The following is a 24765-nucleotide window of genomic DNA, read 5'->3' as shown; positions in this document are numbered from 1 at the left end:
GAGTACGGTCTTTTTGTATGTTTTTAAAAAAATTTATATATAGATGCGTTGATGAGGATATGAATTCAATCCATAATTTCTTTACTAGAGAACGAAGCCATGGCTGGAAGCTTCGAAGAAAATGATTGAACTTACCGCCTGCTGAGCTGTTATGGGGAATTTTTTTTCTTATATGAAACCATAACCGGGAAACCGTTATTGAATGAAGCATAGCTATTTTGCTGTGAAAATTGGGTGGAACCACGACCATACTCGTCCCTTGTGCAGAGGAGAGTATGGTCTTTTTTATTTTATAAAAGATGGAGGCTAATCAAAATGCAAAAAGATAATCATCAAAAATTAGGAAGTTTGCTTGAATTATTTATGACTGATGAAGAAGCTCCTGGAATGCCCTTTTATTTGCCAAAAGGAATGGCTATTCGCAATGAGTTAGAAAGGTTTTGGCGAGAAGAACATGAAATTTCAGGTTATGAGGAAATTAAAACTCCGCTTTTGATGAAGCAGCAAATATGGGAACGTTCCGGCCATTGGCAGCATTATCACGAAAATATGTATTTCGCTGAAGTAGATGAGCAACGCTATGCATTAAAGCCAATGAACTGTCCTGGAGCAATAAAAATCTTTAATCATAAACTTCGCAGCTATAAAGAACTGCCGATCCGCTTTGCAGAACTCGGACTTGTTCATCGCCATGAGCGATCCGGGAGCTTAAACGGGTTGCTTCGGGTACGCTCTTTTACACAAGATGATGCCCATTTATTTGTAAGAGAGGATCAAATTGAAGATGAAATTCGCAAAGTGTTAAAAATGATTGATATCTTTTATAAGAGATTTGGCTTTGATTATAAAATTGAGCTTTCTACACGGCCAGATGAGTACATGGGTTCACTTGAAAGCTGGAATGATGCGGAGACTGCTTTAAAAAATGTTCTGCATCAAAATGATGTTCCTTTTGCTCTTAATGAAGGTGACGGTGCCTTTTATGGTCCGAAAATTGATTTTCATATTTTAGATAACCACGGCAGAAGCTGGCAATGCGGAACGGTACAGCTGGATTTTCAAATGGGTGAAGTGTTTAATTGCCAGTATATGGGCAATGATCAAAAAATGCATCGGCCGATTATCATTCACCGAGCCATATACGGTTCACTTGAACGGTTTCTCGGTATTTTAGTGGAGCATTATGACGGTGCTTTTCCGTCTTGGCTTGCACCTGTACAGGTAAAAGTATTAAATGTTGCAGATGCCCATCTCCCATATGCCAAATATATATATGACCTTCTAAAGAAAAATGGCATAAGGGCAGAATTTGATAACCGCTCAGAAAAAATGGGCTTGAAAATCCGCGAAGCATCATTGTTAAAAGTGCCATATATGCTGATTATAGGCGATCAGGAACAGAGCAGCGGCAAATTGACAATCCGGATGCGCGGTGAACAAAAACAAGATCTGCTAGAAATAGATCAATTTATAAAGTTAGTCAAAAATGCAGGAAACTGGAGATAAACAGGATAGTTTTCCGCTCATTGGAAATAATAACATTATCTTTTTCAATGAGCGGAGTGTCTTAAATGTGGACCTGGATTTATGAGCATATTATTAATACAATCTACTTTATCGTATGCATAGTTGGCCTATTGTTAATCGTCTGGTGTGTGCTTTTCTACTATTGCTTTAAAACAGATACAAATGATAATAATGAGAAGAAAATGTAAGGAGTTACGTTGAACATTTATATGGAAACCCTGTTAAGAATATGGAAAGCTTTAAAAAAGTTTATAAAAAAGCTTGAGATAACTTCGCTTCTCCATTTTGCAAAGTAATTTCTGCTCTTGCTCCATTTACAAAAGTCATCTGAGGCGGAACATGTCCGCAATCTATATCATATATGATTGGGAGCTGAACATCTTCTTTTAAGTCCTTATAAAAATCTGCAATTGAATAGCCGTCTACAGTTTCATTCGCACTGCTTCGACCAAAAACAATCCCCGAAGCATTTTTGAACCACCCGGCGAGCTTCATTTGGATAAAAGTTCTTCGTAAATCAACGGTGTTCATTTCACAGTTTTCAAAATACCAAAGGATACTCTCCCCTTGTAAATAATGATTTTGGAATTGGCGAATATCTCCATATGGCGTGCCAATGACATGTCTAATTACGTCTATACAGCCTCCGAGCATTCTTCCTTTCATGGTTAACTCTTTTTTATCGTCAACTGCTTTCCATTCTGTTTTTTCTGTTAAATGAAAGACTTCTGGACTTGGATTATCATGCATCCAGCTTTTCTGATAATGAATGGAGGAGTATTGATCAATACGCTCTCCTTTTTTCGTTAAAAGTGTTTCTTCCCACTTTGCTGTCACATCGTCTGTAGATGTACCTCTCAGATCGATTAAATTGGTGCCATGTGCAGTTGCGATCCCCGTTTTCACCGTTATGACAAACAAAAGCAGACTTATATCAGAATAACCAAGAATCCATTTAGGAAGAATTTTTTCATAATCGATAAGCTCAATCACTTCTAATAGAAGTTCCCCGCCCCAAGGAGGAAAAATGAGCTGAATGGATGGATCGCTCAGCATCTTATTAAGTTCGTCTGCACGCTTTTTTGCAGAAGCAGATTTTGCATTTTCTTGTGTCCAGGCAGTTTCACCCGTTTGAACATGATAACCCTTTTCCTTCATCTTTTGGATTGATTGGTGCAGTAAGTAATGCATTGGTTGAGGTACACCTGAGGAAGGTGCTGTAACCGCAAGCTCCGCCTGATTATGAAATATTGGATATGTAATCATACAATTATACCCCCTCAAATCATTTTTTGTTTTGAATAACATACCATTATTAACATCATTTTCAAATGGTTTTAATAAAAAAAGTTCTCCATCAATGAGGAGAACTTTAAAGTATTATTGTTTTTTTCCAAATATCTCAGCTTCAAGCCGTTTGCCTGTCGGCGTTGCTGCCAGCCCGCCTTCTGCCGTTTCTCTCAGAGCGGATGGCATGGATTGGCCAATTAGGAACATGGCACCAATCACCTCATCACAAGGGATACGGCTAGTAATGCCTGCTAATGCCATATCAGCAGCTGTCATAGCATTGGATGCACCCATTGCATTCCGTTTAACACATGGAACTTCAACTAAGCCTGCAACAGGATCACATACAAGTCCAAGCATATTCTTTAACGTGATCGCCATTGCTTCGGCTGCTTGCTTTGGAGAACCGCCAGCCATTTCAACGATTGAGGCAGCAGCCATTCCGCTTGCTGAACCAACTTCAGCCTGACATCCTCCAGCAGCACCGGAAATCGAAGCATTATTTGCTACAACAAAACCAAAGGCAGCAGAAGTAAATAAGTACTCAATCATTTCCATTCGTGTAGGGTTCAACACTTCTTTCACTGCAAAAAGAGTACCTGGAACAACGCCTGCTGAACCGGCAGTTGGTGTAGCACAAATGGTGCCCATAGCGGCATTTACTTCGTTCGTTGCAACCGCTTTGCTGACCGCGTCTAAAAGCGTATGCCCCGATAATGCTTTGCCTGACTTAATATATTTTTGCAGCAGCACGGCATCTCCGCCTGTTAAACCGGAAACTGACGTGACACCATTTAACCCTCTCTCGACCGCTTGCTCCATTACCGTTAAATTTCGATCCATTTTAGCGATAATGTCCTCTCTTGAAAGACCTGTTACTTCAATTTCCTGACGGATCATTATTTCAGCTGTTTTAACCCCTTCTTTTTCAGCGAGTTCAACCAGCTCAGCTACGTTTTTAAATAACATGATGTAATTCCTCCTTTATGACCGCATGTTCCATCTATTCAACCATTCGAATAACCTGTGTCACATGATGAAGCTTTTCGATGTCCTCTATTAAATCCTGAGCGATTTTTTGATCGACCTCAATAACCATTAAAGCCATTTTCCCTTTTTCTTTACGGGAAACTTCCATATGCCCAATATTAATTTCATGTTGAGCTAATATATGAGTAACCGATGAAATTACGCCAAACTGGTCATTGTGCACAACTAAGATCGCTGGATGTTCACCAGATAGCTTAAGCTGGAAGCTGTTCAGCTCCGTAATTTCAATGGTGCCTCCGCCGATAGAAATCCCAACTAGCTCTAAATCCTTTTCATCATCAGACAATTTAATCCGTACAGTATTTGGATGATCAGGGACAGCTTCTTCAACGGAAAAAGTGACTTCCATCCCTGCTTCCTCTGCTAGTTGAAGCGACGTGGGGATCCGTTCATCAAATGTATCAAAATCTAAAATACCGCCAACAATCGCCACATCAGTACCATGTCCCTTATAGGTCTTCGCAAAAGAGCCGTAAAGCAGAATCTCTGCTTTTTTAGGCTGTCTTGCAAATAAAGTCCGCGCCACTCGGCCAATTCTTGCTGCTCCGGCTGTATGAGAACTGGAAGGACCGATCATGACCGGACCGATTATATCAAACGCTGATCTGTATTTCATGTAAAACCCTCCTCAACTGTACCGTACCATTTTGTACACGCTTATCATAATATATTTTCCTGTGAAGTTTTATGTTCAACAGTTATTCTGCATAGCAATGAATGAAATATAGATGTTTACTCATCGTAATAAATAGCTTGGCAAACGAATAAAATTAAGTTTTTTTGAAAACGTTTTCTTTGTTGCTGTATCACACCTAAATCATCTTATCACAAAAAGAAACATCTTCATATATTTTTAATCGGAACTTATCATTGTGTGATGAATATTTACCTTTTATTTAACACGCCATACTCCGATGGTGGTATAATAAGGTAAAAATGTACTATAACTGTAAAAACCATTTAAAGAGGAGATCTTACATGTACGGATTAGATGGTATTTTCCTGTTAAAGACAGTACTACTTGTGGCAGCCTTTTTGATATTCATGATTTTAATAGAAATAATTATGAGGAAATGGTTCAAACTCGAAAAGCGAAACTTATTTAGAAGTGCTGGCTATGTTAATGAAACACATAGAAAAATTGACTGGTTCATTCGCGGATTGGGAATTGCGGGCATGATATTAGGTTTTATCATTAATAGTATGAGAGGCTTTGATGATCGCCTTTGGTACATAGCACCTTGGACCATCTTATTCTTATTAGTTTTATCCGCCGAGACAGCAAGAGCAGTTATGGAGAAGAAGCATGCACATCATCCAAGGCAATATCTCAGTACAATCAGCCAAATTTTTCTTATTATTGTGTTATGTGTTAGCTTATATTTAACTGATTTCTTTGGATTATTATAAAAAAACCACAGCTTTGCTGTGGTTACAAATTAGCTAACAAAATTTGAAATCGTTTGTTTCTGGCTGTTTTTTCCTTTTCATCAGCCAAGTCATATTTTTTCAAAAGGTGAAAAATTTCATTTAATATTTCCTGTGTATGATCTTGTTCCATAAATTGCAGAAGTCTTTCCGTCATGCCTTCTGGAAGATGCTGTTTTTGCTGATGAAGTTTTCCCTTTACATCCTCAACACTATGATCTACATTGCATTCACTCATATTTGCTTCCTCCTTGATCCATTCGGACAATCTATTTCTTCTTCGGTTCATACCCTGTTTTTAGCTTTTCTAATCCTCATCTTTTACATACTGATAGTCTTCCCTATTGATGGATTCAAAGCCAGCAGGTTTATAAAAGCGCAGCAGATCTTTATAAAGCAGCTGGTCAGACATTTCAAGCTCTTTGCGCGCTTTTGCAGCCAAATGGGCATAATCATCAGGATCTTCCACAAGCTCACCTGTTTGGCTATCATACATTTTTTCACCAATCATCGTGACATCTGGAGAGACAAAATCTCCATTTCGCAAAGGAATGATTTCATTATGCTCCTTCGATAATAAATCAGAACCAAAGTCCAAGTATTCTTTTGTGCTGAGGCCTAAAAGATGCAGTACCGTTGCACGAATATCCAGCTGTCCGCCATACGATTGAATCAGACCGCCTTCCACACCAGGAACATGAATGAAAACTGGTACTCTCTGCAGCTGGGCATACTCAAACGGAGTCACTTCTTTTCCAATGATTTCAGCCATCGCCTCATTATGATTTTCAGAAATCCCGTAATGATCGCCATATAATACTACAACTGTATCATCATATAAATCGGACGATTTTAAGTCTTGAAAGAATTGTTCTAATGCGGCATCCATATAGTGTGCAGACTGGAAGTACTGATTGACAATTTTATCTTCTGTCTCAGCAGGAGGGAAATCTGTATCCCCATCATCCATTTCAAATGGAAAATGATTAGATAAGGTAATAAATCTTGTATAAAACGGCTGCGGAAGTTCTTCCAGCATAGGCATTGATTCTTTAAAGAATGGTTTATCTTTCAATCCGTAATTTTTCGTATCTTCTTCTTTCATACTATAATATTCAGCATCATAAAAACGATCAATGCCCATACTTTTATACATTTCATTACGGTTCCAAAACGTTTTATAATTCCCATGAAATACTGCAGATGTATATCCCTTTGCTTTCAATATTGCTGGTGCTGACTGAAACGTATTTTGAGCTTTATTTACATATACAGCTCCCTGAGCCATTGGGTAAAGAGCATTATCCATTATAAACTCAGCATCAGAGGTTTTCCCTTGACCTGTCTGATTGTAGATATGATCAAAATAAAAAGCTTCCCCAGTGTCAGCAAGAGAATTTAGAAATGGAGTCACTTCCTCCCCATTTAATTCATAATTAATAAGGAAGGTCTGCAGCGATTCCATCGAAATATAGATAACATTCTTACCTTTGGCCACACCGAAATATTCAGGATTAGGTGCGACTTTATTGGCTTTAATATAGTTTTCAACTTCAGTAATATCATTCGTATCTGCCATGGCGCGCTGGCCAGCTGATTTTACATTTTGTACAACATCATAAATAGAAAAATTATAAGTGCCTAAATACTTTACTAAATAATTACGATCAAATGATCTTGTTAAAAGATCAGGCCGGTCTTTTTCAGCTAAACCTAAGTTAAGCATAAAAAGAGCTATGGCTGCTGACATGATAATCAGTGCGGGTTTTCTGTTGGATATAAGAGATGGTTTGTACCACTTTTTTACTAAAAACAGAATTAACAAAACCGTATCTGCAAAATAGAGAATATCATATGGGGTCATTAATGAAAACGCACTGTTTCCAAGCTGTCCGGCATTCGTTTTAGTCTGCATAATAACCGGTATGGTAATAAAATCATCAAAAAAGCGATAATATACTACATTAGCATACAGCAGGATGGACATTAACAATTGAATGACAACTAGAAGTACTTGTTGTATTTTCCCTTTAAAAAACAGGGCTATTCCTAAGAAAAATAAACTCGAACTTAATGGGTTTAAAAAGAGCAAAAATTGCTGTAATCCATTTTCTATGCCAAGCCGGAATTCAATTAAGTATGCCGAATAAGTCTTCAGCCAAAGTAAGACTGCGATTATGAAGAAAAAGAGTATGCTTCCCTGTTTAAAATAAGTTTTCATGTAATTCTCCTCAGATCTAATGAGATTTGGGACTGCACCTAAATTAACTAGATTCATTTCCCCAATCTCTAATTCAATCAATATGTCATAAAGAAAACTTGCCAATACGGCAAGCTTAAAGGAAAAAAATGATTATACCTTTTACTTCCCTGTTCGAAAGAAATATGAACATAATATATCACAATCATTCCTAAAAAAAAATCTTTGAAGAGTATTTTGTAAATTCTTTTTAAACTGTTATTAATTTAAAAGCAGATTCTGCTTTTTTTATACAAGTTTATAAGATAACTATCAGGAAGTTCAATCAAAATAAATCCCCCGCTTCTAAGAAGCGAGGGAATTAAAGGATCTCTTACATTAATACTTGACTTTTCATTCATTATACTGGTAATGAAGAAACGCGGATATAAGCAATTGCATCTACCGGTATAATTGATTGGCGAGTTGCAGCAGCAGTCTCGTAGCCTGGTACTACTTCAGATACTCTGACAAAATCGTTTGAAACAATCTCAATTAGAATTCCTTCGTAGTAACCATATTCTCCAGTAACAATTTCAACTTCTCTGCCTACATAACGTGATAACTGTTCAATGAAACTTGCGCTAAACATTCTTTTCCCTCCTTAATCGATTGTTACGACACCTTGCATGTTATCAGTTGGTACTAATAGGAAATCTGTACCATTATTTAAAACAAGATAATCTCGGCGTACAACGGCTAAAATTCCACCAACTTGACCACCATTTGTATTGACTTGAACTTGTCTGCCTAATAATTCTTCTAACTCATCATCAATTCCTGGACGAGGTGTAGGCGGCAAAATAGGTGCTGGCGGGAATACTGGTCCTGGTCGACCTCCCCCATTTTCACAGTGCCCTGGCTTCTTATGATCATGATGATGCTTTTTGCCAGGATTCACTCCTAACATAGAATTTAATAACTCTGTCACAAATCCCAAACCAAAACGGCTAGGAATTGCAGTGATATCTTCTAAATCAATTCGCATTATATAATGCACTCCCTTCTTCTTTTGTCTATATCAGTGTATGAAGAGATTAGAAAAAAGAATGGACGAGTCTCCTGTGTAATTCGCCTTTTTTACACATATTCACTACAAGATAAATTAACAAGTCTACTTTATCCCTGTTTATGAATATTACTGTTGTAAGAGGTGATATATAATGGAAAAAATATTAATGGTAGTCGATCATCTAGGCGCAAATGGAACGATCACTCATGTAATAAGTCTCTCGAAAGCTTTACAGGCAAGAGGCTATCACATCATAATCGCTGGCCGGGAAGGCTCTAAACTGTCTGCACTGCATCAATATGCCATTCCTTTTTATCCAATAGACTTTCCTGCTACCTTTACTCCGACCGCTGGACAGAAACACAAAACAGAACAAAAACTTGAAGAAATTATTCAGGCAGAAGGGATTACGATAGTACATGCTCACCAAGTCTATTCCGGAATGATTGCGGCTCGGATATCAGCTGCACTTAATATCCGTTTTCTATACACAGTGCATGGTCTTTATTCTCACGATCATGAATTGAAACATATTGCAGATTATGCGGAGAAGCTAATTGCAGTTAGTCCGTATGTATACTCACAGCTAATAAGTCAATATCCAGAAAAATTGCTCTTAATCCTCAATGGGATTGATGAAACTGAATTCTTCCCGGATTATTCAGAGTCATTTAAGGCGGTACATGAAATTCCGCTGGATCATTTTGTCATTTTTTATGCAAGTCGCATGGAGTGGATTAAGGCTGATATTTGCCTGCAGCTTATTCAAGCTGTCAATCATTTAAAAAATACAACAATGCCAGATCTGCAGTTAGTCATTGCTGGTGAAGGAAAAAAAATTCATCAATTAAATGATGCGGCAAGGCAGTATAATCTCAATAGAAAAGAAACTTTTATTAGAACAATTGGAAGTCAGACCAACTTACGGGCATACTATGGCATGAGCAATTGTATAATCGGTACTGGCCGTACAGCTTTAGAGGCATTGCTTTGTGAAAAAAAAGTGATTGCAGCAGGAAATAAAGGGTTTTTTGGTGCTGTTAAAGTTGAGAACTGGGAAGAAGCTAAAATGGCTCATTTTGGGGATCATTTTGCTGTACAGGCAAATGGAAAAGACTTATTAATTCAAAGCTTAATAGATCTTAGGAACGAAGAATTTACTGAAGTTCAGCTGCTAAGAGAAGCAGTGATAAGAGATTATTCTATCGTTCATGCAGCACAGCTGCATATTGAGGCTTATAGCTGATGTCATCTTGATTTGTCAGATATCCTATACTATTTAAAAAAATCGCAGTCGAGCAGAAATGATGGTAATATAAACGCTTACACTACAAAACACTGACAAGGGGATTAAGCATAAATGAAAGTTCGCTTTAATTTTTATGTAATTGGGCTAATACTATTAACAATGGGCGTTTCACTCATCATTAAATCTCAGCTTGGTGCTTCTCCATGGGACGCTCTAGCTGTCGGCCAGTCGAATCTTTTTAAGATCACTGTAGGTACTTGTGTATTTATAAATGGAATAGTCTTGATTTTTTTGAATGCCTTTTTAATGAAGAAAAAACCTGAGTTTCTTGCAGCCTTATCCATTTTAGTAATTGGACTGATGATTGATTTTTGGCTTTTGATTGCTTTTGAACATCTGCTTCCAGCAACCACTCTTTTAAAATGGTTTGTGCTTGTTGCAGGAATCATCGTGACAGGAATTGGTGTATCCATATACTTACAGGCGAAGTTCCCAGCAAGTCCAATGGATACTATAATGGTAGCCATTCAATCAAGATTTGGTTTTAATCTTCGCAATTCACGTATTTTAAGTGAAAGCTTTGCGCTGCTTTTAGCGATTTTATTTAAAGGTGCCATCGGGGTCGGTACCATTGTTGTTACCTTAACATTAGGGTTTGTTGTTCAATTCTTTTATCCAAGATTTGAACATCTGCTTCTAAAGTGGCAGGATGTAAAAAGATAATTGTAAATTTGAGGTCATCACACATATGCGGGCTCGTGTCCAATCGTCTTCTATCTTCTTAACATATATATGGTATAGGGGAAGGAGGCGATCATATGTATCAATTGGCCCTTTTGTATTTGGCAGCAATTCTAGCTGGCTTTGCATTAACCAATCTTCCAACTTCAGCAGTCATCACGGCAGGGATTGCGCAATTTTTTGGAATCGTAGGCGGAATTGCGATTATTGTATTCTCCATCGCATTACTATATCTTGCTGTAAAAGCATTAATCAACAAATAGTTATAGACAGAAGAGCTGGGGAACTGGCTCTTTTTTTCTGTTCTCGATTTGCTGTGGAATGAAATAATACATATTTTTCGTAAGCTTTGTTACTTTTACACAATTATTCAAGGATTTCCACTTCAGAGTACGCGCTTCCGGCGGGGTCTCAGCTCCCCACTCGTCCCGCAGTAGTCTCGCACTCTTCCCTTTCAATCAACAGATATATTATAAAACGCCTCTTAAAAAAGATTATTAAAACAACAATGCTCAGAAAAGAGCCTTAATCAAAAATACTTTGAGTCCCTAACCATTTCAAGTTTCACCTTTCTCCTTTATAATGAGGTGTAGATTGTTTTTGAGAGGAGATTTATTATGACGTATCCACATGTAAAAGATACCATCTCTACTTTAGTAGACTTAGTATCTATCCCAAGTCCATCCGGAAATACAAATGAGGTCATAGGGTTTGTTGAAAAATTTTTACATGAATTAAATGTTGTTACCAAAAGAAATCGCAAAGGCGGGTTAATTGCAACCCTCCCTGGCAAAGACGATCAGAACCATCGCATGCTGACAGCGCATGTTGATACACTTGGTGCAATTGTGAAGGAAATTAAGCCGAGCGGCCGTTTGAAGCTGGATCTGATCGGCGGGTTTCGCTACAATTCCATTGAAGGTGAATATTGCGAAATAGAAACATCTTCTGGCAAGAAATACAGCGGAACAATTCTGATGCACCAAACATCTGTTCATGTATATAAAGATGCGGGGAAAGCAGAAAGAAATCAGGATAACATGGAAGTTCGTATTGACGAGGAAGTACATAATGCAGATCAAGTCCGTGCTTTAGGAATTGAAGTTGGGGATTTTGTTTCGTTTGATCCTCGTGTGCAAACGACATCTTCAGGCTATATTAAATCTAGACACCTTGATGATAAGGCAAGTGTGGCGATTTTGCTTCAGCTTATTAAACACATTCAAACTGAAAAGATTGAACTTCCATACACTACTCATATTCTCATCTCTAATAATGAAGAAATTGGGTACGGAGGCAACTCAAACATTACACCAGAAACAGCTGAATACCTTGCTGTGGATATGGGTGCGATGGGTGATGGCCAATCAACCGATGAATACACGGTCTCCATCTGTGTGAAAGATGCAAGCGGACCATATCATTACCAGCTTCGTAAAAACCTGGTTAAGCTTGCACAGGAGCATAACATTGGTTATAAGCTAGATATCTATCCTTTTTACGGATCAGATGCATCAGCAGCTATCCGATCAGGACATGATATTGTACACGGCCTTATTGGTCCAGGAATTGATTCTTCACATGCTTTCGAACGTACACATGAAAAGTCAATCGAAAACACAGCGAAACTGCTGTATCATTATGTGCAATCGGAAATGATTCTTTAAGGAAAGATGGCCGTTTTGAACACTGATTATTGTTCAAAACGGTCTTTTAGTGTATCTGATTCTTTTGACTTGCTGCTTAATTTCTTTCGATACTTCCCCTTATATGCCCACCGCAGTTTTTTTAACTCTTGAATAATCTCTTCTTTATGCTGATTCGTGCCCATCTTTTCATGAATTCGGTAATAAACAAGGATTTCGTTTACATGATGAAAAGGATATTGTAGCGCTGCTCGTAGCCACATTTCATAATCATGCGTATAGCGGAACTCTTCATTAAATGCCCCTATTTTTGAAATTACCTCCATATTCATCATCACTGCATTTCCATGAATGATGCATCTCTGGTTCAATTCTTTTAGAAATTGCTGTTCATTTGTAAATTGTTTCTGAAAAAGATCCTTTTGTATGGTATGCGTTTTGCCAATCAAACCTGCCGACGTATAACAAATATCAGCCTGTTGATTTTCCATGAATTCTTTTTGTTTGGAAAGCTTTGTTGGTGCATATAAATCATCTGAGCTCAGCCATGTAAAGTATTTTCCGCTTGCATGCTGAATTCCTGTGTTTAATGCTGTAGCCGTACCCCCATTCTCCTTTCTGATATAGCGTATCTGTTTATCATAAGGCTCCAGCAATTCTTGATAGGCAGTGGAACCGTCATCGATAAGAATGATTTCAAAGTCACGTTCAGTCTGATGAATAAGTGAGTCTAATGCATACTGGATATAAACACAATTGTAAAACGGGACAATTACTGAAATTTCCGGCATATTCCCTTCTCCTCCTTTTCTAGTTATTCGTGCTTTATCATATGATGCTGTGTTGCAAAAGTGAGTATATTTGTCCAAACAAAAATAAGCATTTTGCATACTTATAAAGGAGAAGAGAATTAGTAGGAGGGTTATTGTGAAGATATTATTTATGTTTTATGTGCCAAGCGGAGGCATTGATACTTTAAATAGACAAAGAAGCGTTGCATTAAAGGAAAAAGGAATACAGGCAGAATTCTTGTATTATACAAACAAAAGACACTACTTAAACGACCACGGAGCTCCTGTTTATATAACAGACGACGATACTGAAATTAAAAGGATCTTAGATAACGGAAAGTATGATGCGGCGGTCATTGTTTCTGACTTCACTGCATTACAGCGACTGGATTCACTCGGATTTCAAGGAAAAAAAATTATTGAAATACAAGGCTATGGACCTAAGGCAAGAGCAAGAGAATTCTTTTTACGTTATCAAGAAGAAGTCCGTCAGTATTGCGATGGACTTTTAAATCCGAAAACGCCCCATATTGTGGATCTTATGAATGAAATTTTCCCTGAAATTCCACAATTCAGCTTTAATAACTGCTTCGATACGGAGAACTTTTCCTATGTGCCTGGTCAAGTAAGCAACAGACCCATTATTGCATGGATTGGCAGAATTGAAGACAACAAAAATTGGCGCGAGTTTTTATTGATTTCCTCTCAGCTTCATCGTTTAATTGGAAATCGTCTGCAGGTTAATATGTATGAAGATCCGTCCCTAAGCACACCTGAAGAACGGAAGGCATTTGAAAAAATGGTTAAGCGCCTCCAGCTGGAAGAGGTGCTAAACATATATGAAAATGTACCAAACAACGAGATGAAAGAGCACTTTTCAAGAATTGGGGATTCTGGTGGATTTTATTGTATGACTTCTAAAGTTGAAGGTGCACCTTTTTCACCTCTTGAAGCACTAAGCTGCTGCTGTCCAGTGCTTACAACTGACTCTGATGGGGTTAGAACGTCGATTATTCATAATGTAACTGGCAAATATTATACAATTGGAAACATTGCAGAAGCAGTAAGAGAAGCGAAAGATTTAATGAGCAATACCGTATTACGTGACCGCATTCGCATGAATGGTTTTGAATTTGTCAAAGAACATTTTAACAGAAAGATTTATGCAGAAAACTTCTGTCAGATGCTATCATCACTCGGACTTAAAGTTTAATAGATTGAGTTTTTAATTAAAATAAAAAGCAGACCTGATTAAGTCTGCTTTTTATTTTGTGGAGATAAAAATGCAGGCCAATTTAGGTATGAAATGGTCTGCATCTGGGTTAGCTATTCATATTTATAAAAACAGTCCACGTTGAATTTGAAAGTGATATTTCTTCATTTCCTATAAGTCTTTTAGTCTATTCATTAAAATTGGACGGTATGTTTGTTCAATGACCTGCATTTCTGCAAGCATTTGGTCTTGATGTTTAACTGTTCCGGATTCCTGATGCTGCCTAAATTTAGTTAAACTTTCATCCAAGTAATGAAATTCTACTCCGTATGCGAGCATTTTAATCCACATTTCATAATCATGTGTGTATCGGAAAATCGGATTAAAGCTCCCAAATATATTAAGCTCGTTCCGATCAATTAGAACTGTACATCCATTAATCGTATTATACTTCAGATAGGATTCAGCCACTTGTTTTGTATTCTGAAATCTCATTCCCGTAAACTGTGTTATAACCTGATTATTTTCATCCACACAATCATAATTTGTAAAACTCGCTTTAGCATTTCGTTCCAGCATAAACGCTAGTTGTTTTTCAATTTTTTCTGGCAGAAAATAATCATCAGAGCTAAGCCATGCCACATAGCTCCCAGTCGCTTCAGCAATTCCATGATTTAAAGCGGTTGCTGTACCGCCATTTTCTTTTTTAAAATAACGAATACGATCCAGAAACGGAATTATTTTTTCTGTATGCTGTGTAGATCCATCATCAACTACAATAATTTCAATATTATAATATGTTTGATTCAATGCACTTTGAATGGCTTGATCAATAAATGCGCAATTGTAAAATGGCATAATAATAGAAACCTTTGGACCCATCTGCTTCCCCTTTCTCTATATAGGATACCTTTGTTTATCCCTTTTTTATAATAGTCATATGCAAACGTGTATTATTTGTAAGGGACAACAGTTTATCTCTTCTATAAATTTCGGAAATAATCCAAAGTATCTGCAAGTGATTGTTCTAACGGTATGGTGCTTGTACAATTAAATTCTTTGCTCCCAGTTCTAGTAAGTGAAGATAATTTTTCTTCATGAACTCCTTCAGGAACAAAAAACTTCACAGCAGCCAATGATGATAAAATACTTGCAGCCTCACCTACTGTTGCTTCTGTACCAAACGAAACGTCATATTCCTTTCCTTGTCCTCCAATTAAGAATAACTGGTGGTAAGCCCGGATCGCATCTCTAACATCCAAAAACACTCTCTTTGCCTGCAGATCCATATTGGTTAATACATCATTTTTTCCCGTTTTTTCGAATTCTGCGACCCGTTTTGCAAGAATGGAACAAACCCCAGTAGAAGGTCCTGGTCCAATTAAATTGGTCGGCTTAGCGATGACAATATTCAAATCAAAATAATTTGCCCAAGATTTTGAAGCAAAGATCTGCAGTGTTTTGCTTAAGCTATACGGATGAGGAGGCAGAATGCTTTCTTTCAATGGATATTGCAGTATTGACCCAGTTATGACGACCTTACAGCTTGGTGCATGTATCCGGATAGCCTCTAATAAGAATAACGTTGCCATTACATTTGATTCCATATATGAAATGGGCTGACTCCACGATTCCCCAGCATTGCTCTGACCGGCCAAATGCAAGATATATTCAGGCTTAACCCGCTGTATTAATTTACTCGTCTCTTCCGCATTTGTTAGCTCACAAATTTCTGTCTGAATGTCATGATTTTCTATACCTGCACTTCTCACTACACTGATTACGTGAAATCCTTGACCGGCAAAGTAACGACAGGCATGTCTGCCAGTAAAACCATTTCCACCAGTAATGAGAATGGTTTTCTTTGCCTTTTTTGTCATTCCTCGCTCCTTTTGCATTCTACATATCCTTTCATGACTTTTTTACCAGAATATGCAGCTTTCTTCGGGTGTTGAGGGCTGATCGGAAAGGATTTGAAAATCAATAAAGGTATTACACCTGTCCAAACCAATTGCTGCTGTATACATAAGATAAAGCATGTACAAAAGGAGGTGAATAGAAATGGGAACTTTTTTAGATGCGCAAACCTCACAAAATGCAAGCTTTAGTGACTCTATTTCCATTCCAGTTACAACAACCCCTGCGCTTTTTGGTTCACTTGGATTAAATACTGCTGGAGCATCTGGACCCATTCGTGTGGAATTTGCTTTTACGGCAACAGTAACATCCTTACTATCTTTACTGCAGCCAATTACAATCCAAATTTATCGTGTTTCAGGTGGAGTAAGTACACTTGTTTACTCAGCTGCACCAACTCTGGCTGTCGCTGGTTTAGGTGTTGCTTCCAGAACTGTTATCTCATTAAGCGGAGCAGATTTTAACCCGCCTGCGCCAGATAATTTCTTAGTTTATCAGGCTTATATTAGTATTCCTGGCGGAGTAGCTATTGCACCAACAAGGGTAGGGCCAGAATCATTCAGCGCCGCAGCATATTCTAACTAAGCATTTGGTATATAGGAGTAAGCTTCATTTGCTTGCTCCTTTTATTTTTAAAGTCTACATAGCCTACATTCCTGCCGGAAGTAAACATACCATATTAAAGAATTTAGAAAAGGAGTGCTTAACTTGAAGATTTTGTTAGCTACTTTTTGGGAAATCCCCCATCTTGGCGGTGTATGGAATTATATGAATCAATTAAAAAAGAAGCTGGAATACAGGGGACATGAAGTTGAAATAGGAGGGTATGGCAAAAAGGCCAACCATATTTGTTTTATTTCAAGCGGCAGAGTCATTAAGAAAACAGAATTGAGCTTTATTCCAAAACCGGTTCATCATTATATTGATCCTATCGTTGCGTTTTATGAAAATCAAATCGACTTTTATAGAGAGGCAATGAAACAGATGGAACTTGAACAATTTGATTTAATCCACACTCAAGATGTTCTTTCATCCTATGTATTTGGCCAAATTAAACCATCAAAATCAGCCCATATTGCTACATTGCATGGCTGTGTTGCCGAGGAAATCAAAAAAAGTTTCTATCACGGCAAACAAGATCGGGTATCCATACTTGCCAGCCAATACCTTGACCAATTAGAACATAATGGTGCATCCGCTGCTTATAAAACAGTTTTGGCCAATCAATGGATGATCTCAAAACTCTGCAGCGAGTATGGAGTGGATACGAAACAGGTAAAGAAACGCCATTATGGCTATGATATTGAAAGATTCAAAGAAATGCAGCTAATACCCTCTCAACTAATAAAACCCTTAGATAAAAAGTTGATTTTATATAGCGGGAGGCTAAATGATTTTAAAGGAGTTCCTTATTTAATTCAAGCATTAAATGATTTAAAACCAATGCGAAACGATTGGATTTGCTGGATTGCCGGTGATGGTCCACAGAGTGAAGAATATAAACAGCGTGTTTCGAAGATGAATTTAGGAGATGTCATTCAATTTATAGGAAATAGAGCGGATATACCCTCTCTCTTATCACAGGCAGATTTATTAATACATCCTTCACTCCTTGATAACCAGCCGCTTTCGATCATTGAAGCACAAATTAGCGGAACGGCGGTCATTGCGAGTGAGGTTGGCGGTGTGCCGGAAATGATGGAGCATGGTATGACCGGAGTATTAGTACCACCTGCAAATGCTGAAGCATTATGTGAACATATCGCATATCTATTAGAGCATGATGACTACAGAAATAATGTTGGAATCCGTGCGCAGGAATGGGCCAATCAGCATTGGGATCCTGAAGCAGAAGCAGAGGATTTGCTAAGCCTGTATACTGAAGCAATTGAGGCTGCACATAAATAAGCTTTTATGGCTGCCTGTTTTCCTCAACATTAGGTCTCTCTCCCACTCCAATTATCAAGGGAAGACATATACTGGAAAAAAAGAGGGAGACTGATTCATTTGAAGAAAGCTTTTGTAACAGGCGGTGCCGGTTTTATTGGATCTCAGTTAGCAGAGGAACTAATAAAACTAGATTATGAAGTCCATATCATTGATAATTTATCATCAGGATATCGAAAATTCATTCCGGACGGTGCTCTATTTCATCATCTGGATATTTGCAGTGCTGATGCCAAAGATGTAATTGTAAGAGAAAAACCCGATGTTGTATTTCACCTTGCTGCCCAAGCGGATGTTACTCGCTCAATAAGCAATCCACAATACGACGCTGAAATAAATATTATTGGAACAATTAATATGCTGGAGGCTTGCCGTGAAGCTGGTCGCAGCAAATTTATTTTCTCTTCAACATCAGCAGTTTACGGCAATTTGAACAAGAGTAATATTTCAATAGAAGATCCTGCCTTGCCTATATCCTACTACGGACTCTCAAAATTCGCTGCTGAAAACTATATCCGCATCTATCATGAAATTTATAACCTGCCAATAACAATTCTTCGCTACGGCAACGTGTATGGTCCCCGTCAAACACCTAAAGGAGAAGGCGGAGTTGTTGCGGTTTTTTTAAATAGGCTAAAAAATAAACAACCATTAACTCTTCATGGAGATGGCAGGCAAACAAGAGATTTTATTTACGTAGGAGATGTGGTAAAAGCTAATTTGGCTGCTATTTATAATGGAAACGGACAAACCCTTCACGTGAGTACTGGCAAACCAACATCCATTCAAGAGGTAGCTGACATTTTAAAAGAACTGCATTACGCAGATATTGATATCATCTATTCGAACAGCAGGCCAGGAGATATCGAGCATAGCTGTTTAAACAATGAACATACGATTCACGTGCTGGAATGGCTCCCTGAAATGGATATGAAATCAGGATTAAAAGCAGCGTACAACGCTATAAATAATGATTTATTTTAATACCTATTGAAAGAAGGTGGTTGCATATGCGTTTTCAACAAATAAAAGGGGAATATGATGCTGCATTTAGTTTAGGCCATCTCTGTCTTGCCAGTATGCAGCTTCGGAAGTTTCAGCTGCGGCCTTTTTCAGGTGTGCTTGATTGGGTTGGGTCGCCTAATTTGTCAAACATCAATTCTTTAATCTCAAATGATTTCAAGGATTTTTTAAATTTCCAGCATTTACAGCCTGTAAAATACCTATCCTCTACTGATCTGTATGTTTGGGATTCCTATTATGATATTGGCTTTAACCATGATTTTAAAACGGATCAGAACTCTTTAGAACAGCTTGGCGGATACGATACAGTGAAAGAAAAATATGACCGCCGCATAGCCCGGTTCAATGAAAAGCTGGAAACCGGCAAGCGCATTTTATTTATTCGAACAGAAGGCAATAAAGAAGAAATTGAAGTGCTGCAGCAGATTCTTGCGCAGAAATGCAGCGGCGATTTTGAACTGCTTGTTGTTAACCATCAGCCTGTGCAATCAATGAGCGAACACTTTTGGAATATACCGAATGTGACAGTTGCAGAAATGCCTAATGATGAGATTTGGGACGGGAATGACGCTTATTGGGCAGAGCTGTTTGATGGGGTTACTTTGGGTTAGTTAAAAAGCATTCTTATTAAACTACGTATGACCCCTTAAGCAAATGTAACCGTCCAGCTAAGGGCGGTTTTTCTCTCTTTTTAAAAAAATGTCTCCCATCAATCTGTAACACAATAAGTACTTAAACTCATCGATATAGGCTAAATTCAATCACTGCCATCATCCGTGTAAGGATTGGCGTATAAATCAATGTCAATATCCGCACCAACACTATTGGCAAATTCAATAAAAGGATGATCTAAATGGAAACCAGGGGTATACCCTTCATTCATGACAATAACGATGACGAATCTGCATTCTAACCCAAAATCTTTTTTCAACTCTTTAATTGCGTCTGCTTGATCTTGCAGCTGTACAAAGATCGGCTCTATTAGCTTACTTACATCAAGAGACTCCTGATATCCTGTACTTAATTGCCACGCTGAATAACTCCTTCTTTGATAATAATTTGTGCTGACTTTTCTTATAACGTCACCTTTTTTAAAGCTCCTTGTTGGAGTTAACCCTAATCTTGCCGTAACTTGCTCTAATGGAAAATCATCTGCATATAAATTGAAATAAACCATTATCTTCGTTTTATCCACATACTGCACTCCTTTTATTCATTTTTCATGATTTTCTACAAATTTATGATACTATTATTTAACAGGATAATTCTATTAAGAATGTTCTCATGAAAGGAGCTTAAACATGTGGAAGCGCCCCACCCTCTTGTTTGTATTATTGTTCCCAATATTGGTTGCGATAGATCTTTTAACAGATTCTGGTCCTCAACTTTTGGATAACCTCATTTGGGTTTTACTTTATATTGTGTTATACGAGTTGGTTCAGTGGATGATGAAGGATAATAAACGGTCCAATAAGTATGATAACAAAGTTCAGAAATAATGATGGTTAATGAATTGCCATGCTGTAGTTTTTTGATTTAACTTTTTAACATCTTTTTAATTAAAGAGTTTATTTTCTAGACAAACAGTTCTTTTTCGATTACTTAATTCTCTTCAGGTTGATGATATTCGAGACAATTGTAATCAGCCCGGCAAATAGAATGCCAAAACCCCAGAAAAACCCTTTGAAGGCACCAATCAACCCAGCTAATGTCAAAACCGCACCAATCAACCCTCCTGCAGCAGATCCTGCTTTTGCAATGCGCTTAGAAGGATACTCTCCTTTTCCAGCTTGTTTAGATAGCTGCACATATTTTGCTGTATGTTCTTTAAGTTTTACCTTTTTCACCATTTTATCTTCCTCCTATTCAAATATTTCTTCCACGAGAGAATCAATTATAAAATCAAAAACCTCTAGCGTGCTGCTGAGCATTTTATCCTTCAGTGAAATAGTAAGTAATGTAGTGGAAAGGACAGATAGAGCTAGCTCCTCACTTACTTTAAGAGTCAAGTAAGATTTTTGCAGCATTTCTTTTGCTCCATGATAGCTAAGTAAATTGATCTCCTTTTGCTGCTGTTCTGAAAGCTTGTTATAAAAGCTCAAAAAATCTGCACTTGAAGTGTCATACATATAAGGACTTGTGTCATATACTCTGTAGATTTTTTTCATTGCTTTTGCAACTCCATATTTATTTTGATCCTTCAAAAGAATCTCTTCTACATTACCGTATAAATCATTTTGTACTTCTAATAAGGTTTCAAAGAAGAGAGACTCTTTGTTTTCAAAAAAGAGGTAAAAAGCACCTTTCGATATTCCTGAACTCCTGCATAACTCCTCAACATTTGTTTTTCTATAACCAAACTTTGTCCAGTGGTATTGACAAGCTGAAATAAGTTTTTTTTTAATATTTATTTTCTCTTGATCCGTAAAACCTTTAGGCATAACCAAACCTCCCTTGTGACCATTTTCGTTTTTTTAGTCACATGTATTATCTTTTATAATGGCTAATATTGTCAAGAGTCTCTTCGACCCAAAAAAACTATTAACCAATTTCCGGTTAATAGTTTTTTTGAGTTTGCAAACCTTACTCTTAAAACTCGCTTTGGATCAGGGAACCTGTCCCCTAAAACCCCCTCATCTCTTCCAGCATTTCCTTATATCCTTGAATCTTATAATTAACATCACTTCTAGTATTCCGAATGGATCGGTCCTGGATCATGGTTTGATCTGGAATAATCGTTACGTCTGTTTTTTGGTAGATTTCCTGAATCATAGTCAGGAGATCGTGTTTAGATATTTTATCTGGCGAACCCAAATGATAGAGTCCTGAAACATTGTTTTCAATCATATAGTGAATGGCTTTTGAGAGTTCAAGGGTTGTAACGCCGTTCCACATTACTTTTTCAAAGCCTTTAATGGTTCCCTGCTGTTTCATAAACCAGAGGAATAGTCCAATGCCGTTCTCTTTTAATTCTGGGCCAATAATTGATGTCCGGATCGTTAAATGTGAGTCACTGATCACTTCTCCAAGCTGCTTAGATTGAGCATATATAGATGTTCCATCTGTCAGATCTGCTTCAGTATAATCTCCTGTATTCCCGGAAAAGACGCAATCTGTACTGATATGAATCAGTTTGCCGCCACTTCTTTCCATGAGTTTAGCAAGCTGGTGCGGCAAAAGGCTGTTTACCTGAAAAGCAAGCTTTGTTTCCCGTTCTGCATGAGTATTGAGAATCCCAATACAATTAATGCTAATATCAGGCTTAACCGTCTCAATCACTTTCTCAACACTTGTTGAGTCCGTTACATCCACATATATTCCTTCAGAGTCAGACTGATCTCTTGTCGTATAATATACCTCATATTCCGGTCGCTGCTTGAAGTAGCGGATGATCATATGACCGGCCATGCCTGTTCCGCCAAAAACTAACAGCTTCATTCAATAAAACCGCCTTCCTCAAGCATCTGCTTAATTTGGGCTTTTGTCATTAAGATCGTGCCGGAGTTGTATTCATCAATATTCACTTTATTAAAGTCTTTATAGTGTTCCTTTACACCTTCAATGTATATAGAAGGCAGGATGACAAAGTATTCCTCATCGTACACTACGGTCATAGTACTTTCATATTCTGATAGAAGCAGCTCATGAATTTTTTCGCCGGGACGGACACCTAAAATTTCAATATCAACGTCCTCTCCGCTTTTTTCGATTAGTATTTCTGCAAGATCAATAATTTTGCAGGCTGGCATTTTCATGACAAAGATTTCGCCGCCAACACTTTCAGAAACAGCTTTAAACACAAGCTGAATCGCTTCTTGAACCGTTAAGAAGAAACGGGTCATTTTCATATCGGTGATCCCAATTTTTTTCTGCTCTTGAATTTGCCTTTTAAAAACATGAATTACACTCCCATTTGTTCCCAATACATTTCCGCCTCGAATACAAACAAACTTGGTTTCCGTATTCAACGTATTAGCATGAATGATCAGCTTCTCACCCATAGCTTTTGATAAGCCATAAAAATTAGAAGGGTTGGATGCTTTGTCTGTTGAAATATATACGACATTTTTCACATGGCAGGCTATGGCAGCATCGATCACATTTTGTGTTCCGATCACATTCGTTTTCAAAGCTTCCATCGGCTGATCTTCACAGACAGGCACATGCTTTAACGCTGCTAAATGAAAAACATATTCCACACCCTGGCACGCATGAATAAGAGAATCCTTCTCTTTTATATCACCAATAATAAAGTGAAGTTTTGGATGATGATTAAATTCCTGCTTCATTGTAAATTGATTTGATTCATTTCTTGATAGAATTCTAATTTCCTTCGGGTTATATGTTAATAGCTGTGAAACAAGCTCATACCCCCATGAGCCTGTACCTCCAGTAACTAAAATAACTTTATCTTTGTACACGATCGAATCCTCCTAGCAATATTTTGATCACTTTATCTGATACATTAAGGTCACTATATCCTTCTGGGAAATTCCAGGTTTTACTTTGGCTTGTCATAACCTTTACACAATTGAATATCTGAGATGCTTCCAGACCAGAAAGCATATTGCTGCCGCATGCGATTGTTTCTGGCCGTTCTGTAGTAGTTCGCACCGTTACTGCCGGTACATGAAATAAGCAGCACTCTTCTTGTACCGTGCCGCTATCTGTTAAGACACAATAGGCATTCTTTTCAAGCTTTACAAAGTCAAAGAAACCAAACGGCTCATGGAATTCAACAAGAGGGTGAAGTTCAAAGTGGTTCTGGGTTTCCAGTTTAGATCTCGTCCGTGGGTGAATGCTGCAAATAACCCTTTTTTGATAAGCTTCTGCAATCATATTTAAGCTCTCTAATATTTCAAATAAACGCTCTTTATCATCTACATTTTCAGCTCGATGTGTAGTAACGAGAAAATAGTCATTTTTCTGCAGCCCAAGGTTGTGTAAAATCTCACTGGAGTCAATTACATTTTTGTAAGATTCCAGTACTTCAAAAATTGGATTTCCCGTCACATAAATTTTGTGGCGCGGAAAACCTTCGCGCACAAGGTTTTCCTTGCTTTGTGGTGTATAGGGCAGATTAATAGATGAAATCGCATCAATTACTCTGCGGTTCTTTTCCTCCGGTACTTCGAGGTCAAAACAACGGTTTCCAGCTTCCATATGGTAAACAGGAATACCCATTCTTTCAGCAAGGATCGCGCTAAGACCGCTATTTGTATCACCCAGCACTAAAATCTTATCTGGCTTTTCAGTGAGTAGTACTTCTTCTAATTTTTCATATATCACAGCCAGTTGATTGCCTAAAGAATGCTGATTCTTCAAGAAAATATAATCTGGCTTACGGATACCCAGTTCTTTAAAAAAGACATCACTTAAGTTTTCTGTGAAGTTCTGACCTGTATGGACAAGAACATGATGATCCGCTAACATATCAAGCTTTTTAATGATGAGACTTAAGCGTATGATTTCCGGTCTCGTCCCTAAGATGGTCATGATTTTCAAGTCTTTTCACTCCTTGTATATCTGTTATTTTTAATTATGTTTTCTACTCTTGTCCGCTTAATTATTAAAATATGCTTGTTTTTATGATTTGCTATAGGCATAGCGACTGATTTCAACTGACTCCTTGTTTAGTGATTTTATTGACTTAAAAAGAGTGTTTTTTAAAGGGTGAATAATGCAGAACATT

Annotated in this window: 27 protein-coding genes; 11 read left to right on the top strand and 16 right to left on the bottom strand. The window is 37.7% G+C overall.

Features of this window, described 5'->3' with window-relative positions:
- Positions 1–315 precede the first annotated feature (315 nt).
- Positions 316–1506: a threonine--tRNA ligase gene (gene thrS / locus F7732_RS03855; RefSeq protein WP_151572323.1), complete on the top strand. Its 1191-nt coding sequence runs from the start codon at positions 316–318 to the stop codon at positions 1504–1506.
- A gap of 270 nt (positions 1507–1776) precedes the next feature.
- Here the strand turns inward: thrS and F7732_RS03850 are convergent, their stop codons facing one another.
- The 3 genes from F7732_RS03850 to sdaAB form a co-directional block, all read right to left on the bottom strand.
- Positions 1777–2793: a S66 family peptidase gene (locus F7732_RS03850; RefSeq protein WP_151572322.1), complete on the bottom strand. Its 1017-nt coding sequence runs from the start codon at positions 2791–2793 to the stop codon at positions 1777–1779.
- Positions 2794–2907: 114 nt separating this feature from the next.
- Entirely contained in the window at positions 2908–3786 is an 879-nt protein-coding gene (sdaAA, locus tag F7732_RS03845) for an L-serine ammonia-lyase, iron-sulfur-dependent, subunit alpha (protein WP_066445719.1), read from the bottom strand.
- A 34-nt stretch (positions 3787–3820) separates the two neighbouring features.
- Positions 3821–4483 (bottom strand): L-serine ammonia-lyase, iron-sulfur-dependent subunit beta, encoded by a 663-nt coding sequence (gene sdaAB, locus F7732_RS03840; RefSeq protein WP_151572321.1) that lies wholly within the window; start codon positions 4481–4483, stop codon positions 3821–3823.
- Between the two features lie 362 nt (positions 4484–4845).
- On the opposite strand from sdaAB, the gene F7732_RS03835 reads away from it, so the two are divergent.
- Positions 4846–5277, top strand: a complete 432-nt coding sequence (locus F7732_RS03835) for a DUF4181 domain-containing protein (protein ID WP_161598834.1) — start codon at positions 4846–4848, stop codon at positions 5275–5277.
- 22 nt (positions 5278–5299) lie between these two features.
- On the opposite strand, the gene F7732_RS03830 is transcribed toward F7732_RS03835, so the two are convergent.
- The 4 genes from F7732_RS03830 to F7732_RS03815 form a co-directional block, all read right to left on the bottom strand.
- Positions 5300–5533, bottom strand: a complete 234-nt coding sequence (locus F7732_RS03830; protein ID WP_066445726.1) for a group-specific protein — start codon at positions 5531–5533, stop codon at positions 5300–5302.
- A 69-nt stretch (positions 5534–5602) separates the two neighbouring features.
- A complete protein-coding gene (ltaS, locus tag F7732_RS03825; protein ID WP_151572319.1) occupies positions 5603–7516 on the bottom strand; it encodes a lipoteichoic acid synthase in 1914 nt (637 codons plus the stop codon).
- Positions 7517–7895: 379 nt separating this feature from the next.
- The gene (locus F7732_RS03820; protein ID WP_151572318.1) at positions 7896–8126 is read right to left on the bottom strand and encodes a hypothetical protein; all 231 of its coding nucleotides are present in this window, start codon (positions 8124–8126) and stop codon (positions 7896–7898) included.
- A 12-nt stretch (positions 8127–8138) separates the two neighbouring features.
- Complete coding sequence (locus tag F7732_RS03815; RefSeq protein ID WP_066445743.1) at positions 8139–8522, bottom strand: DUF2642 domain-containing protein; 384 nt, start codon at positions 8520–8522, stop codon at positions 8139–8141.
- Between the two features lie 175 nt (positions 8523–8697).
- Here F7732_RS03815 and F7732_RS03810 point away from each other — a divergent pair, with 175 nt between their 5' ends.
- The 4 genes from F7732_RS03810 to F7732_RS03795 all read left to right on the top strand — a co-directional run bounded on the left by F7732_RS03810 (position 8698) and on the right by F7732_RS03795 (position 12203).
- Positions 8698–9792 (top strand): glycosyltransferase, encoded by a 1095-nt coding sequence (locus F7732_RS03810; protein WP_151572317.1) that lies wholly within the window; start codon positions 8698–8700, stop codon positions 9790–9792.
- A gap of 114 nt (positions 9793–9906) precedes the next feature.
- Positions 9907–10518 (top strand): YczE/YyaS/YitT family protein, encoded by a 612-nt coding sequence (locus F7732_RS03805; protein ID WP_151572316.1) that lies wholly within the window; start codon positions 9907–9909, stop codon positions 10516–10518.
- 95 nt (positions 10519–10613) lie between these two features.
- Positions 10614–10799: a hypothetical protein gene (locus tag F7732_RS03800; protein WP_066445754.1), complete on the top strand. Its 186-nt coding sequence runs from the start codon at positions 10614–10616 to the stop codon at positions 10797–10799.
- Positions 10800–11153: 354 nt separating this feature from the next.
- Positions 11154–12203, top strand: coding sequence for a M42 family metallopeptidase (locus F7732_RS03795; RefSeq protein WP_151572315.1), 1050 nt, complete (start codon positions 11154–11156; stop codon positions 12201–12203).
- A 26-nt stretch (positions 12204–12229) separates the two neighbouring features.
- Here F7732_RS03795 and F7732_RS03790 read toward each other — a convergent pair whose 3' ends face one another.
- Entirely contained in the window at positions 12230–12973 is a 744-nt protein-coding gene (locus F7732_RS03790) for a glycosyltransferase family 2 protein (RefSeq protein WP_161598833.1), read from the bottom strand.
- A gap of 136 nt (positions 12974–13109) precedes the next feature.
- On the opposite strand from F7732_RS03790, the gene F7732_RS03785 reads away from it, so the two are divergent.
- Complete coding sequence (locus tag F7732_RS03785) at positions 13110–14186, top strand: glycosyltransferase family 4 protein (protein WP_151572313.1); 1077 nt, start codon at positions 13110–13112, stop codon at positions 14184–14186.
- 171 nt (positions 14187–14357) lie between these two features.
- Here F7732_RS03785 and F7732_RS03780 read toward each other — a convergent pair whose 3' ends face one another.
- Both F7732_RS03780 and F7732_RS03775 read right to left on the bottom strand, forming a co-directional pair.
- Positions 14358–15068, bottom strand: a complete 711-nt coding sequence (locus F7732_RS03780) for a glycosyltransferase family 2 protein (RefSeq protein WP_151572312.1) — start codon at positions 15066–15068, stop codon at positions 14358–14360.
- A 101-nt stretch (positions 15069–15169) separates the two neighbouring features.
- Positions 15170–16066 (bottom strand): NAD-dependent epimerase/dehydratase family protein, encoded by an 897-nt coding sequence (locus F7732_RS03775; RefSeq protein ID WP_161598832.1) that lies wholly within the window; start codon positions 16064–16066, stop codon positions 15170–15172.
- Between the two features lie 181 nt (positions 16067–16247).
- Between F7732_RS03775 and F7732_RS03770 the strand changes: the two genes are divergently transcribed.
- From F7732_RS03770 to F7732_RS03755, 4 genes are all read left to right on the top strand, one after another.
- Positions 16248–16688 carry a hypothetical protein gene (locus tag F7732_RS03770; RefSeq protein WP_151572310.1) on the top strand — a complete coding sequence of 147 codons (441 nt, stop codon included), beginning with the start codon at positions 16248–16250 and terminating at the stop codon, positions 16686–16688.
- Between the two features lie 123 nt (positions 16689–16811).
- The gene (locus F7732_RS03765) at positions 16812–18011 is read left to right on the top strand and encodes a glycosyltransferase family 4 protein (RefSeq protein ID WP_151572309.1); all 1200 of its coding nucleotides are present in this window, start codon (positions 16812–16814) and stop codon (positions 18009–18011) included.
- Positions 18012–18110: 99 nt separating this feature from the next.
- The gene (locus F7732_RS03760; RefSeq protein WP_151572308.1) at positions 18111–19034 is read left to right on the top strand and encodes an NAD-dependent epimerase/dehydratase family protein; all 924 of its coding nucleotides are present in this window, start codon (positions 18111–18113) and stop codon (positions 19032–19034) included.
- 26 nt (positions 19035–19060) lie between these two features.
- On the top strand, positions 19061–19684 hold the full coding sequence (locus tag F7732_RS03755; protein ID WP_151572307.1) for a DUF1796 family putative cysteine peptidase: 624 nt from the start codon (positions 19061–19063) through the stop codon (positions 19682–19684).
- A gap of 146 nt (positions 19685–19830) precedes the next feature.
- Here F7732_RS03755 and F7732_RS03750 read toward each other — a convergent pair whose 3' ends face one another.
- The 6 genes from F7732_RS03750 to wecB form a co-directional block, all read right to left on the bottom strand.
- A complete protein-coding gene (locus F7732_RS03750) occupies positions 19831–20268 on the bottom strand; it encodes a DUF4279 domain-containing protein (RefSeq protein WP_151572306.1) in 438 nt (145 codons plus the stop codon).
- Positions 20269–20671: 403 nt separating this feature from the next.
- Positions 20672–20923: a hypothetical protein gene (locus F7732_RS03745; protein WP_151572305.1), complete on the bottom strand. Its 252-nt coding sequence runs from the start codon at positions 20921–20923 to the stop codon at positions 20672–20674.
- A 12-nt stretch (positions 20924–20935) separates the two neighbouring features.
- Positions 20936–21514, bottom strand: coding sequence for a TetR/AcrR family transcriptional regulator (locus F7732_RS03740; protein WP_151572304.1), 579 nt, complete (start codon positions 21512–21514; stop codon positions 20936–20938).
- 181 nt (positions 21515–21695) lie between these two features.
- A complete protein-coding gene (locus tag F7732_RS03735) occupies positions 21696–22511 on the bottom strand; it encodes a dTDP-4-dehydrorhamnose reductase family protein (protein ID WP_151572303.1) in 816 nt (271 codons plus the stop codon).
- The gene (locus F7732_RS03730; RefSeq protein ID WP_151572302.1) at positions 22508–23494 is read right to left on the bottom strand and encodes a polysaccharide biosynthesis protein; all 987 of its coding nucleotides are present in this window, start codon (positions 23492–23494) and stop codon (positions 22508–22510) included. Before F7732_RS03730 ends, F7732_RS03735 begins: the two co-directional genes overlap by 4 nt.
- The gene (gene wecB / locus F7732_RS03725) at positions 23481–24578 is read right to left on the bottom strand and encodes a non-hydrolyzing UDP-N-acetylglucosamine 2-epimerase (RefSeq protein WP_151572301.1); all 1098 of its coding nucleotides are present in this window, start codon (positions 24576–24578) and stop codon (positions 23481–23483) included. The genes F7732_RS03730 and wecB overlap by 14 nt, the downstream gene beginning before the upstream one ends.
- Positions 24579–24765: the final 187 nt, after the last annotated feature.

This window comes from Bacillus mesophilum (assembly GCF_008923265.1).
Classification (GTDB): domain Bacteria; phylum Bacillota; class Bacilli; order Bacillales; family Cytobacillaceae; genus Cytobacillus; species Cytobacillus mesophilum.
The sequence above is the reverse complement of the archived record's forward strand: the minus strand, read 5'-3'. Positions and strand labels throughout refer to the sequence as shown.